The sequence below is a fragment of the Candidatus Pantoea soli genome, assembly GCF_007833795.1.
Lineage (GTDB): Bacteria > Pseudomonadota > Gammaproteobacteria > Enterobacterales > Enterobacteriaceae > Pantoea > Pantoea soli.
The window spans coordinates 2,706,590-2,719,359 of sequence record NZ_CP032702.1 but is presented as its reverse complement, the minus strand read 5'-3'; the positions used below and the strand labels follow the sequence as shown (position 1 = coordinate 2,719,359).

10 protein-coding genes are annotated in these 12,770 nt (G+C 57.5%); 5 read left to right on the top strand and 5 right to left on the bottom strand.

Annotated features, from left to right (window positions below; all coding sequences use genetic code 11):
• The first annotated feature begins 32 nt into the window (after nucleotides 1–32).
• On the top strand, nucleotides 33–1,523 hold the full coding sequence (gene der, locus D8B20_RS12675; protein ID WP_145889209.1) for a ribosome biogenesis GTPase Der: 1,491 nt from the start codon (nucleotides 33–35) through the stop codon (nucleotides 1,521–1,523).
• Between the two features lie 363 nt (nucleotides 1,524–1,886).
• A complete protein-coding gene (locus tag D8B20_RS12670; protein WP_145889208.1) occupies nucleotides 1,887–4,337 on the top strand; it encodes a glucose/quinate/shikimate family membrane-bound PQQ-dependent dehydrogenase in 2,451 nt (816 codons plus the stop codon).
• A 77-nt stretch (nucleotides 4,338–4,414) separates the two neighbouring features.
• Here the strand turns inward: D8B20_RS12670 and D8B20_RS12665 are convergent, their stop codons facing one another.
• From D8B20_RS12665 to xseA, 4 genes are all read right to left on the bottom strand, one after another.
• Nucleotides 4,415–4,597 (bottom strand): con-10 family general stress protein, encoded by a 183-nt coding sequence (locus tag D8B20_RS12665; protein WP_145889207.1) that lies wholly within the window; start codon nucleotides 4,595–4,597, stop codon nucleotides 4,415–4,417.
• Nucleotides 4,598–4,700: 103 nt separating this feature from the next.
• The gene (locus D8B20_RS12660; protein ID WP_186454373.1) at nucleotides 4,701–5,048 is read right to left on the bottom strand and encodes a protealysin inhibitor emfourin; all 348 of its coding nucleotides are present in this window, start codon (nucleotides 5,046–5,048) and stop codon (nucleotides 4,701–4,703) included.
• Nucleotides 5,024–6,037, bottom strand: coding sequence for a M4 family metallopeptidase (locus D8B20_RS12655; RefSeq protein WP_145889205.1), 1,014 nt, complete (start codon nucleotides 6,035–6,037; stop codon nucleotides 5,024–5,026). The genes D8B20_RS12660 and D8B20_RS12655 overlap by 25 nt, the downstream gene beginning before the upstream one ends.
• Before the next feature lie 71 nt (nucleotides 6,038–6,108).
• Nucleotides 6,109–7,479, bottom strand: coding sequence for an exodeoxyribonuclease VII large subunit (xseA, locus tag D8B20_RS12650; protein WP_145889204.1), 1,371 nt, complete (start codon nucleotides 7,477–7,479; stop codon nucleotides 6,109–6,111).
• Nucleotides 7,480–7,647: 168 nt separating this feature from the next.
• Here xseA and guaB point away from each other — a divergent pair, with 168 nt between their 5' ends.
• The gene (guaB, locus tag D8B20_RS12645; protein ID WP_145889203.1) at nucleotides 7,648–9,114 is read left to right on the top strand and encodes an IMP dehydrogenase; all 1,467 of its coding nucleotides are present in this window, start codon (nucleotides 7,648–7,650) and stop codon (nucleotides 9,112–9,114) included.
• A gap of 72 nt (nucleotides 9,115–9,186) precedes the next feature.
• Nucleotides 9,187–10,767, top strand: a complete 1,581-nt coding sequence (guaA, locus tag D8B20_RS12640; protein ID WP_145889202.1) for a glutamine-hydrolyzing GMP synthase — start codon at nucleotides 9,187–9,189, stop codon at nucleotides 10,765–10,767.
• Between the two features lie 199 nt (nucleotides 10,768–10,966).
• On the opposite strand, the gene D8B20_RS12635 is transcribed toward guaA, so the two are convergent.
• Nucleotides 10,967–11,752, bottom strand: coding sequence for a dTDP-4-amino-4,6-dideoxyglucose formyltransferase (locus D8B20_RS12635; protein ID WP_145889201.1), 786 nt, complete (start codon nucleotides 11,750–11,752; stop codon nucleotides 10,967–10,969).
• Nucleotides 11,753–12,286: 534 nt separating this feature from the next.
• Between D8B20_RS12635 and D8B20_RS12630 the strand changes: the two genes are divergently transcribed.
• Complete coding sequence (locus D8B20_RS12630) at nucleotides 12,287–12,661, top strand: hypothetical protein (protein WP_145889200.1); 375 nt, start codon at nucleotides 12,287–12,289, stop codon at nucleotides 12,659–12,661.
• Nucleotides 12,662–12,770: the final 109 nt, after the last annotated feature.

Here is a 12,770-nt window from a genome sequence, read left to right as displayed (position 1 = left end):
GGGCGATTTATTTTTAAACTGAGGCAAGTGTTATGGTACCTGTGGTCGCGCTGGTTGGGCGTCCCAATGTGGGGAAATCCACGCTGTTTAACCGCTTAACGCGCACTCGTGATGCGCTGGTGGCCGATTTCCCTGGACTGACTCGCGATCGCAAATATGGTCGCGCCGAAGTGGAAGGGCGCGAATTTATCGTCATTGATACCGGCGGTATTGATGGCACCGAGGAAGGCGTGGAAAACCGCATGGCGGAACAGTCGCTGCTGGCGATTGAAGAAGCGGATGTGGTGCTGTTTCTGGTCGATGCCCGCGCTGGCGTAATGCCTGCGGATCAGCAGATTGCGAATCACCTGCGTTCACGTGATAAAGCGACGTTCCTCGTTGCCAACAAAACCGACGGTCTGGATCCCGATGCCGCGGTGCTGGATTTCTACGCGCTGGGTCTCGGCGAGATCCATCCGATTGCCGCCTCGCACGGCCGTGGCGTGACGAACCTGCTGGAAACGGCGCTGCTGCCGTGGATGGATGAAGTCGCGCCGCAGCCGCTGAGTGAAGAAGATGAAAACGAAGCCTACTGGGCAGCGTTAGCGGCGGAAGAGAATGGCGAAGCGCTGGACGAAGAGGAAGAAGAAGCCTTCGATCCCACCGGCCTGCCGATCAAGCTGGCGATTGTTGGTCGTCCGAACGTAGGTAAATCAACGCTTACCAACCGTATTCTCGGCGAAGACCGCGTGGTGGTCTACGACATGCCTGGCACCACGCGTGACAGCATTTACATCCCGATGGAGCGTGACGGTCGTGAATACATTCTGATCGACACCGCCGGAGTACGTAAGCGCGGTAAAATCACCGATACCGTGGAAAAATTCTCGGTTATCAAGACGCTGCAGGCAATCGAAGACGCCAACGTGGTGATGCTGGTGATCGACGCGCGCGCCGGGATTTCCGATCAGGATCTCTCCCTGCTGGGCTTTATCCTTAACAGCGGTCGCTCGCTGGTGATTGTGGTCAACAAATGGGATGGCCTGTCGCAGGAGATCAAAGACGAAGTCAAAGAGACGCTGGATTTCCGTCTTGGCTTCATCGACTTCGCGCGCGTGCATTTCATCTCTGCACTGCACGGCAGCGGGGTGGGCAACCTGTTTGAATCGGTCACCGAAGCCTACGACTGCTCAACCAGGCGTGTTAACACGTCGATGCTGACGCGCATTATGAACATGGCCGCCGATGACCACCAGCCGCCGCTGGTGCGGGGGCGCCGCGTGAAGCTGAAATATGCGCATGCCGGTGGTTATAACCCGCCAATCGTGGTCATCCATGGTAATCAGGTGAAAGATCTGCCGGATTCCTATAAGCGTTACCTGATGAACTACTTCCGCCGCTCGCTGAACGTGATGGGCACGCCTATCCGCATTCAGTTTAAAGAGGGTGACAACCCGTACGCCGGGAAACGCAACCTGCTGACGCCAACGCAGCAGCGCAAGCGTAAGCGTCTGATGGCGCATCTGAAAAAGAACAAACGTTAAAACGTTAAGATGAAAAGGGCCCGCAGGGGCCCTTTTTTTTGCCCGCTCCTCAGCGCCAGCCGCCACCTGTCAGGCTGCGTGACGGCATTTGTAGCAAAAATGCTATTAGCCGGTAACTCCCGCGTTATGGATATTCACTTTTAATTGTACCAGGTGGTACAATCCTGCCGCCCTGTAACAGGCGCTGCCGGGATCACCGCTGCACGCCGCCTGACAGGCGCGCGATTACGGGCCTGGTGTCCGTTCCCACAACGATAAATAACGCGCAATGGAGCGATTTCCTGCCCCTGTGTGCCAGGAAATCGCTCCCCGATGGCTGCGGCTCGCTGGCGCCAGCCCGTTATTTTCAGGAGAGTAAGTGTTATGGCAGAAAATTCCGCTCGTCCCGGTAAAGGGCTGAGTCTCTGGTCCGGACTGTTCGGACTGGTGCTGCTGGCGATCGGCCTGTTCTTTGCGATCGGTGGTGGCAAACTGGTTGCCCTCGGCGGCAGCTGGTATTTCCTGATTGCCGGCATCGTGATGCTGCTGTCGGCGGTGCAGTTCTTCCGCCGCAAATCATCCGCCGTCACCCTGTTTATTCTGGTGTTTGCCGGTACGCTGATCTGGTCGCTGTTTGATGCCGGCTGGTCGTTCTGGCCGCTGGTGTCGCGCCTGATGGTGCCGGCCGGTCTGATGCTGTTTGCGTTTCTGACCTGGCCCGCGCTGCGTCAGCGTGAAGGCAAAAATCCGCTGTCCGGCCTCTCTTATGCGCTTGCTGCGGTGATTGCCGTGGGTATGGGCGTCACCGGCTTTCAGATGTTCCAGCCGCATCCGACCGTGGCCTTCAGCGGCAAACAGCTGCCGCTGATTCCGGTGGATAAAAGCAAACCTCAGCAGGACTGGAGCAGTTATGGCCGCACGCCGCAGGGCGATCGTTTTGCGGCGATCGATCAAATCACGCGTGATAACGTGCAAGATCTGCAGGTAGCCTGGACCTTCCACACCGGTGATATTCCGGTCAGCCCGACCGGTAACGGCGCAGAAGATCAGCAGACGCCACTGCAGGTTGGCAATACCCTTTATCTGTGCACGCCGCATAACAATGTCATTGCGGTTGAAGCCGATAGCGGTAAAGCGATCTGGAAGCGCGAAATCAACGCGCAGGCGGAAGTGTGGAACCGCTGCCGCGGCCTCGCCTATTTCGATGCCACCAAACCGATCCAGCAGCCTGACCAGCCCGGCTCTACGCCGGTGCCGCCTCCGGTACTGGCCGCCGGTGACAGCTGTCAGCGCCGTATTCTGATGAACACCATCGATGCGCGTCTGATTGCCATCAACGCCGACACCGGGGCATTGTGTGAGAATTTTGGTGACCACGGCGTGGTTGACCTGAAGCAGGGTCTCGGCAGCGCGCCCGATCCGCAGTATCAGCTGACCTCGCCACCGCAGGTTGCAGGTACGACGGTCGTGGTAGGCGGCCGCGTTGCCGATAACGTGCAGACCGATATGCCAGGCGGCGTGCTGCGCGGCTTTGATGTGATCACCGGTAAAATGCGCTGGGCGTTTGACCCGGGCAACGACGATCCGAACGCGATTCTGCTGCCGGGTAAACACTACACCCGCAGCACCCCTAACTCCTGGGCACCGATGTCCTACGATCCGGCAATGAACACCGTGTTCCTGCCGATGGGCAGTTCATCGGTCGACCTGTGGGGCGCAAACCGCACCGCACTGGATCACAAATACGGCGCTTCGATTCTGGCGCTGGACGCCACCACCGGCAAAGAGAAGTGGGTTTACCAGACGGTGCACAATGACCTCTGGGACTTTGACCTGCCGATGCAGCCAAGCCTGGTGGACTTCCCGATGAAGGACGGTACCACCAAACCTGCGGTGGTGATTGGTGCCAAAACCGGCATGATCTGGGTGTTGGATCGCCTGACCGGCAAGCCGCTGACAAAAGTGGAAGAGCTGCCGATGCCGCAGGGTCATATTCCTGACGAGCAGTACACCAAAACGCAGCCGCACTCGGTGGAGATGCCCAATATTGGTAATCAGACCCTGACCGAAGCGGATATGTGGGGAGCCACGCCGTTTGACCAGCTGGCCTGCCGTATCGCCTTTAAAGGCATGCGTTATAACGGACTGTTTACCGTACCGGACACCGATAAATCGCTCAGCTTCCCCGGCTCGCTCGGCGGCATGAACTGGGGCAGCATTTCGTTTGATCCCAACAACCAGTATATGTTCGTCAACGATATGCGCCTTGGCCTGTGGGTTCAGATGATTCCGCAGGACACCAGCAAAGTGTCACGCGGCAGCAACGGTGGTGAAGCGATCAACACCGGCATGGGTGCGGTACCGCTGAAGGGCACGCCGTATGCGGTCAATAAAAACCGCTTTATGTCGCCGCTGGGCATTCCCTGCCAGGCTCCGCCATTTGGTACGCTTTCCGCTATCGACATGAAAACCCGTCAGATTGTCTGGCAGGTACCGGTCGGTACCGTGCAGGATACCGGGCCGTTTGGCATCAAAATGCATGCGCAAATGCCGGTCGGTATGCCGACGCTGGGCGGCACGCTTGCCACGCAGGGTGGGCTGGTCTTTATCGCCGGAACCCAGGATTACTACCTGCGCGCCTTTGACAGTTCAACCGGAAAAGAGGTGTGGAAAGCCCGTCTGCCGGTGGGCAGCCAGGGCGGGCCGATCAGCTATGTCTCACCGAAGAATGGCAAACAGTACATTCTGATTTCCGCCGGTGGTGCCCGCCAGTCGCCGGATCGCGGGGATTACGTGATCGCCTACGCGCTGCCTGACAGCCCGTCATCACATTAACAAACAAAGGCCGACATCATGATGTCGGCCTTTTTCATTACCGTCCCTGGACAGGGCCTTCCTGTCAGGTACCTGAATTACTGCTGCTTAGAGGGGCGACGGCTTTTTTGTCCTCCTTTTCTTCCAGCTTCCCTGGCCCTTTCAGGATCGTTTCTGAAATTGCCCCCGCTGACTTTGCCGCCAGCACGACCGGCTTCCCTGGCGCGCTCCGGGTCCTCTGCAAAGTTCCCGGCACCGCCTCGTTGCTTATGTTGTGTCATAGCAGAGACCTCATCGAAGGGTGTGTTCTTTGATGTGGACCAGCCAGCCACGTTATTGAGTATAGTCCGCTACTGCCGCTTCGCTGGGTGCGCGTGCAGCGCTTTACTGGCCGTCACGCCACAGCGCCTGTAACTCTGGCGGCGCGACGGTTTCCGGAATCAGAATCACCAGCGAGCCCGCTTCCTGCCGCGTGGCGTAGGTGATCTGAATGCGAAAGTAGCGCTGGTCGCCGCGGCCAATATCCGCCGCCTTTTCTTCCGGTTCGCCCAGCGGCAGCGCCCGCTCCAGCACGTGACAGACGCGCTCTTTTTGCGGCTCCGGCAGCTGCGCCAGCGCAAACCGCCGCTCGCCGCGCAGCCTGGGGATAAATGCAATGCCGCCTTCACGCGCCAGTTCAATAATCGCGTCGTCGGTCAGCTCAACGTTCACTTCACACCTACCTGCTGCCATGCAGACTGGATGGCATCCGCGACGGTGCGGTCAAAACGCGTCTCGGCATGCTGCACGGTAAAGCGTGCAAAGGTGCTGAAATCGGCGTTCTGCGGCAGGGCTTTGTCGCACAGCGCGTCATACCATGCCTGACCGGCCTGTTCCCAGGCGAAGCCGCCCAGCGCGGTGGCAGCAAGGTAGAAGGCGCGGTTGGGAATACCGGAGTTAAGGTGCACGCCGCCGTTATCTTCGCGCGTGTCGATGTAGTGCGCCATGTCCGCCGGCTGCGGGTCTTTGCCCAGCAGCGGGTCGTCATAGGCGGTGCCCGGTTGCGACATGGAACGCAGTCCGCGGCCATGAATGCCTTTGGCCAGCAGGCCTTCACCAATGATCCAGTCGGCCTGATCGGCACGCTGTTGCAGGTGATACTGCTTCACCAGCGAACCAAAAACGTCGGACATCGATTCATTGAGCGCGCCGGCCTGCTGGAAATAGATCAGCCCGGCTTCGGTTTCCGTCACGCCGTGCGTCAGTTCATGCGCCACTACGTCAATCGCAATCGTAAAGCGGTTAAATATTTCGCCATCGCCGTCGCCAAATACCATCTGCTGGCCGTTCCAGAAGGCGTTCTGATACTCCTGGCCATAATGCACCGTGCCGTCCAGCTTCAGGCCTTTGTTATCCAGCGAGTTACGTTTGTAGACGTTCCAGTAGAAATCATAAGTGACGCCGAGGTAATTCCAGGCTTCTTCAGCCGCCACGTCGCCATTACCGGACTGGCCCTCTGCGCGGATTAAGGTGCCGGGCAGATTCTGCGTGTTTTGCGCATCATAAATGGCGCGCAGCACGCTGCCGGGCCGCGCGGTACCGGCAGCGCTGGCGGTATGGTTATGCTGTGCCATCAGTTGCTGGACATGGGTGAGGGTACGACGCGCATAATCCTGCTGAGCGCCGGAGCAATTATCAATGATGTTACGCAGTATATACGGAGGAATAACGCTGTAAGTCATGTCTAACTCCCATTAACGATCCTGATGGAAGTATAGACGGGTCCGCGCAGGCTGGCGGTCCGTTTACCGTATTACGACGATTTACGGCGGCGCTTTTTTTCCGGCTGCAGCGCGGTGACTGCGCTCTCAACCCAGCCATCATCCAGCCGGGTACGCAGCACATCACCGGGTTGCAGCTGAGCGGTTTTTTTCACGACCAGGCCGCGGGTGTCGGTGGTGACGCTGAAGCCGCGTGCCAGCGTTGCCAGCGGGCTGACGGCTTCCAGCTGCGCCGCCAGTGCGCCAAAGCGCTGCCGGTTATGGCTGAGCTGCTTTTCCAGCCCCTGCTGTAAACGATAGTGCCACTGCTGCAGCTGCTGCTGCGCGCGCAGAATGCGCCCCTGCGGCTGCTGGTGGTTGAGACGCTGGACCAGACGTTCCTGCTGAAGACGGGCGCTGCGCAACCGCAGTTCCATCGCCTCATTCAGACGGCGCTGCAGCTGAAACAGCGCCGTCTGCTGGCGGGCCAGCCGCAGCTGCGGATGCTGCTGCTGCAGGCGATGCTGCAGACGCGTAAAGCGGCGCTGCTGCTGCGCCACATAATAATCCATTGCCATTTCCAGGCGCTGCTGCTGTGACTGCAGGCGGCGCAGCAGTTCAAGCTGATTACGGCTGACCAGCTCGGCCGCCGCCGACGGTGTCGGCGCGCGCAGGTCAGCGACAAAATCGGCGATGGTGATGTCCGTTTCATGGCCCACCGCGCTGACGATTGGCAGGCGGCTGGCAAAAATGGCCCGCGCCACGCGCTCGTCGTTGAAGCTCCATAAATCTTCCAGCGAACCGCCGCCGCGACCGACGATCAGCACATCACACTCATTGCGCTGGTTGGCCAGTTCAATGGCGCGCACGATTGCCGCCGGCGCGTCCACGCCCTGTACCACGGTGGGGTAGATCACCACCGGCAGCGAGGGATCGCGGCGGTGCAGCACGCGCAATACGTCATGCAGCGCCGCCCCGGTGGCAGAGGTGATAACGCCGACCTGGCGCGCCGGTTCCGGCAGCGGCTGTTTATAATGCTGATCGAACAGGCCTTCCGCCGCCAGGCGGGTTTTAAGCTGTTCGAACTGCTGCTGCAGCAGGCCTTCGCCCGCCGGATGCATACTTTCAATGATCAGCTGGTAGTCGCCGCGCGGCTCATACAGCGTGATGCTGGCACGCACCAGCACCTGCTGACCATGCTGCGGGCGGAAGCTGACGCGACGATTGCTGTTACGGAACATGGCACAGCGTACCTGTGCGCCATCGTCTTTCAGCGTAAAGTACCAGTGACCGGAGGCCGGCTGGGTAAAATTCGAGATCTCAGCGCTGAGCCACACCAGGCCCATCTCATTTTCCAGCAGCTGACGCACCGTGGTGTTCAGACGGCTGACGGTAAAAATACTGGCGGTTGGCGGTAGCGACATGTGATGAGGATCAAATTTTAAATCAGAGGGTTAATTAACCGATACTACATGGCTGTCCCACAGGATCAAGCGCTTTTCCTAAAAAACACTGGAGGCAATCGATTTCGGCCTGTATAATGCCGCGGCAATATTTTATCTGTTTTCAACGCCCCAGGTGGAGATATTGCAATGTTAAGAATCGCGAAAGAAGCCCTCACATTTGACGACGTCCTGCTCGTTCCCGCTCACTCCACTGTTCTTCCCAACACGGCTGACCTCAGCACCCAACTGACTAAAAACATTCGCCTCAATATTCCAATGCTCTCCGCAGCGATGGACACCGTGACCGAAGCGGGTCTGGCGATTGCGCTGGCGCAGGAAGGCGGTCTGGGCTTTATCCATAAAAATATGTCGATTGAGCGTCAGGCTGACGAAGTCCGCAAAGTGAAGAAGCACGAAAGCGGCGTGGTCACGGAGCCACAGACCGTACTGCCTACCACGACGCTGGCGGAAGTGAAAGCGCTGACTGAGCGCAACGGGTTTGCCGGTTATCCGGTGGTGAACGCCAGTAATGAACTGGTGGGCATCATTACCGGCCGTGACGTGCGTTTCGTTACCGATCTGACGCAGCCTGTAACCGCCGTGATGACGCCAAAAGAGCGCCTGGTCACGGTGAAAGAGGGTGAAGCGCGTGATGTGGTGCTGCAGAAAATGCACGAAAAGCGCGTGGAAAAAGCGCTGGTCGTGGATGACAGCTTCCACCTGCTGGGCATGATTACGGTTAAAGACTTCCAGAAAGCAGAACGTAAACCTAACGCCTGTAAAGATGCGCAGGGCCGTCTGCGCGTAGGCGCAGCCGTGGGTGCCGGTGCCGGTAACGAAGAGCGCGTGGATGCGCTGGTCGCCGCGGGCGTCGACGTGCTGCTGATTGACTCTTCGCATGGTCACTCTGAGGGTGTGCTGCAGCGTATCCGCGAAACCCGCGCCAAATATCCGGATCTGGAAATTATTGGCGGCAACGTGGCAACCGGCGCAGGCGCACTGGCACTGGCAAATGCCGGCGTCAGCGCGGTGAAAGTGGGCATCGGCCCGGGCTCTATCTGCACCACCCGTATCGTAACCGGCGTGGGCGTACCGCAGATCACCGCCGTTTCTGATGCGGTTGCCGCACTGGAAGGCACCGGTATTCCGGTGATTGCCGATGGCGGTATCCGCTTCTCCGGTGATATCGCCAAAGCCATCGCCGCGGGTGCCGCTGCCGTGATGGTGGGATCTATGCTGGCGGGTACCGAAGAATCACCGGGCGAAATCGAGTTGTATCAGGGCCGTGCCTTTAAATCTTACCGTGGTATGGGTTCCCTCGGCGCGATGTCCAAAGGCTCGTCTGACCGTTACTTCCAGAGCGATAACGCCGCGGACAAACTGGTGCCGGAAGGGATCGAAGGGCGCGTGGCCTATAAAGGCCGTCTGAAAGAGATCGTGCATCAGCAGATGGGCGGCCTGCGCTCCTGCATGGGGCTGACCGGTTGCCCGACCATCGATGACCTGCGTACCAAAGCGGAGTTTGTTCGTATCAGCGGGGCCGGCATCAACGAAAGCCACGTGCATGACGTGACCATCACCAAAGAGTCACCAAACTACCGCATGGGTTCCTGATCCCATAAGATTTCCCGCCCGGCACCAGCCGGGCGCTTTTATGTTTAAGTCCATCCCAATGGAAATGCCTCAATGACCACTGAAAATATTCATAAACATCGCATTTTGATCCTCGATTTTGGTTCTCAGTATACGCAGCTGGTCGCGCGCCGCGTGCGTGAGCTGGGCGTCTACTGCGAACTCTGGGCGTGGGATGTCACCGAAGAGCAAATCCGCCAGTTCAACCCGAACGGCATCATCCTTTCCGGCGGTCCGGAGAGCACCACCGAGCTGAACAGCCCGCGTGCGCCGGAATACGTCTTTAACGCCGGCGTGCCGGTTCTGGGCGTGTGCTATGGCATGCAGACCATGGCGATGCAGCTGGGCGGTAAAGTGGAAGGCTCAAACGAGCGTGAATTTGGTTACGCGCAGGTTGAAGTGACCACCCAGAGCGCGCTGGTGCGAGATATCGAAGACGCCATCAGCGCGGCAGGCAAACCGCTGCTCGACGTGTGGATGAGCCACGGCGATAAAGTGACCGCGATTCCGGCGGATTTCGTTACCGTCGCCAGCACAGAGACCTGTCCGTTCGCCATTATGGCCAACGAAGAGAAGAAATTTTACGGCGTGCAGTTCCACCCGGAAGTGACGCACACCCGTCAGGGCCTGCGCATGCTGGAACGCTTTGTGCGCGATATCTGCGGCTGCGAAGCGCTGTGGACCCCGGCAAAAATCATTGAAGATGCGGTTGAGCGCATCCGTGAGCAGGTTGGCAATGACAAAGTGATCCTTGGCCTGTCCGGCGGCGTTGACTCTTCCGTTACCGCGATGCTGCTGCACCGTGCGATTGGCGAGCGCCTGACCTGCGTCTTCGTGGACAACGGTTTGCTGCGTCTGAACGAAGCGGAGCAGGTCATGGACATGTTCGGCGACCACTTCGGTCTGAACATTGTGCATGTGCCGGCGGAAGCACGCTTCCTTGATGCGCTGGCGGGCGAGAACGATCCGGAAGCCAAGCGTAAAATCATCGGTCGCGTATTCGTTGAAGTGTTCGATGAAGAAGCGCTGAAGCTGACCGAAGTGAAATGGCTGGCGCAGGGCACCATCTATCCTGACGTCATTGAATCTGCGGCTTCGGCCACCGGCAAAGCGCATGTCATCAAATCTCACCACAACGTTGGCGGCCTGCCGAAAGAGATGAAGATGGGACTGGTGGAGCCGCTGAAAGAGCTGTTCAAAGATGAAGTGCGCAAAATCGGTCTGGAACTGGGACTGCCGTACGATATGCTGTATCGCCATCCGTTCCCGGGCCCGGGGCTGGGCGTGCGCGTACTGGGCGAAGTGAAAAAAGAGTATTGCGATCTGCTGCGCCGCGCCGACGCCATCTTCATTGAAGAGCTGCGTAAAGCGGACCTCTACAATAAAGTCAGCCAGGCCTTTACCGTGTTCCTGCCGGTGCGTTCTGTCGGCGTGATGGGCGATGGCCGTAAATATGACTGGGTGGTATCCCTGCGTGCGGTGGAAACCATCGACTTCATGACCGCGCACTGGGCGCACCTGCCGTACGATTTCCTCGGCCGCGTTTCCAACCGCATCATCAACGAAGTCAACGGCATCTCACGCGTGGTTTACGATATCTCCGGTAAGCCACCGGCGACGATTGAGTGGGAATAATCCCTCAGCCGTATCGCACTCAGCCCGCTCTCCAGCGGGCTTTTTTATGATTTCTTTAATGGATAACCGATCCCGGTATGATGAATCCCAAAGCGGGAAGAGATAAACCGGTACTGCAGAAACCTTCAACCACGTGATTGCAGCCCAGCCCAGGCGACGGGCGGGAGCGCACTCTGCCAGCCAGAGCGGCAACAGGTATTTATTTGTCTTCTTCTATTATGATGCGAACAAAATATTTTTTGCCGTTTTCATCCGTAAAGTAGGCGTTTTTAAAATCGCCATGCGTGGTGGCTCGCAACAGATTCAGATGTTCTTCGAGAGTGGCAACTGACGTTAAATCCAGCTTACAGAGCGCATTGTAATCCTGGATCCCGTTATAGTTTCCTTCACCCATGGGTTGTGTCGTGGTGTACTGGCCGTCAATGATATTAATGACATGCGTGTGGATCAGCGTTTTTTCCGCAGCAATCACTTTTCTGTATACATCCAGCGAGGTGTCAGATTTATCTATGTCAACGCGCTGTTGCGCAATGATTTCTCCGTGATCCACTTCAGCATCCATTAAATGCACGGTAGCGCCGACCGGCAGGCCATTTATTATTGAAAAGACCTGCGGATACCAGCCACGGTTGTAAGGGTTTAAACCCGGATGAAAATTAATACAGGTGACATTTTCGATAAGTCGTCTGGGGAATATTTGCTTGCAGTGAAGGCTAAAGACTAAATCATATTCCGCAATGATTTTTGTCACTGTCGCTTCATCTTTGACATTGATTTTTTCAGCGCCAATTTCAATCATTGGCTGCGGATGTTGATTAAAAGAGGTGTAACGGTAATCTACCTGCAACGAACGCGTGACCTGTTTATCCCTGAGTGTATTTTGCAGAAAAAGACAGAGTTCCTGATTTTCAGAAACAACAAGCAGTTTCTGCGCCGGACGTCTGGCAATGTTCTGACGGCTGTTTTGTTGCAGGTCTGTATTCATTACGCTTCCTGGTTGTGTATCGCTTTGTGATTCTACCGGGGGGACGGAACCGCGCAAAGAATTTTATTTCGGGGAAGGATTAGTACGGCTCATTTCCTGAAAAGGCGATATTAATCAAAAGATTGCTCGGTGATTTCTTACCAGGGTTAATAAAAGGACATCATCGAATTTCAGCCTGGTGGACAGGTATTGACTCGCGTTTTTTTCAATCTGTATGGACGGTGTTCCCATGCCTTTGCCAGCAGGATAAATAAACCGTTAACCGGCCCGAATAACATGTCGTCTAGATGAAACAGCTCGACCAGCCAGTGCCCTGGTTGCCGGGCGATGCGGTCAATGACACTTAAATCGTTAAGCGTCAGTCGGGAAGGAGCATCAGGCGGCACCGTTGTCCGTTGGTGCAGGAAAAAGAGATACTTAGCCGATATCGCCCATACAGACACCTGCCTTTATAGCGGTCTGTTGCCGGCTGTGGGGCCGCCACAGAACGTGTTAAAGACCGGGTTTATCACCGGCATCGCTTCAGGAGATACCATGCCGTTTCATTTCAGGCCGGTTGCACAGCAGGGCAGCAGAAAGGCACCGCGGCAAATGCTGACGCTCAGGGCGCTGCTTTTTCGCCATATGCTGCTGCTGGCGGGCATCGCGCTGATAACTTTTCTGCCGCTGATCAGCGCGCTGGGAGCGGGCTACATCGCCGGTCTGGCCGGCTGCCATCTGGATGAAGCCAGCGTGCACGCCTGCTATATCCTCGGCCGCGACGTCGGCCCGCTGCTCTCTGAACTGGGCGTGCTGGGCTGGTTTATGCTGATCACCTTCCCGGCTGGTGCGCTGCTGCTGCTGTGCTGGCTGCTTTTTTTTGCCAGAAACCTTGTCGGGTATTTACAGCAGCGTAACGCCGCAGAATAGGGCGGCGTCCGCTGCCGCACGCCGCTGCGCAGGTGGCAGCGCACCGTTGGTGAATACAGCTGCTGCGGTTTCGGCGCATGATAACGACGATTTATTCATCCGGAGCGCG

Excerpts from the sequence above, each read along its gene's own strand:
- der (WP_145889209.1), top strand. The coding sequence starts at position 33 with ATGGTACCTGTGGTCGCGCTGGTTGGGCGTCCCAATGTGGGGAAATCC.
- D8B20_RS12670 (WP_145889208.1), top strand. The coding sequence starts at position 1,887 with ATGGCAGAAAATTCCGCTCGTCCCGGTAAAGGGCTGAGTCTCTGGTCC.
- D8B20_RS12665 (WP_145889207.1), bottom strand. The coding sequence starts at position 4,597 with ATGACACAACATAAGCAACGAGGCGGTGCCGGGAACTTTGCAGAGGAC.
- D8B20_RS12660 (WP_186454373.1), bottom strand. The coding sequence starts at position 5,048 with ATGGCAGCAGGTAGGTGTGAAGTGAACGTTGAGCTGACCGACGACGCG.
- D8B20_RS12655 (WP_145889205.1), bottom strand. The coding sequence starts at position 6,037 with ATGACTTACAGCGTTATTCCTCCGTATATACTGCGTAACATCATTGAT.
- xseA (WP_145889204.1), bottom strand. The coding sequence starts at position 7,479 with ATGTCGCTACCGCCAACCGCCAGTATTTTTACCGTCAGCCGTCTGAAC.
- guaB (WP_145889203.1), top strand. The coding sequence starts at position 7,648 with ATGTTAAGAATCGCGAAAGAAGCCCTCACATTTGACGACGTCCTGCTC.
- guaA (WP_145889202.1), top strand. The coding sequence starts at position 9,187 with ATGACCACTGAAAATATTCATAAACATCGCATTTTGATCCTCGATTTT.
- D8B20_RS12635 (WP_145889201.1), bottom strand. The coding sequence starts at position 11,752 with ATGAATACAGACCTGCAACAAAACAGCCGTCAGAACATTGCCAGACGT.
- D8B20_RS12630 (WP_145889200.1), top strand. The coding sequence starts at position 12,287 with ATGCCGTTTCATTTCAGGCCGGTTGCACAGCAGGGCAGCAGAAAGGCA.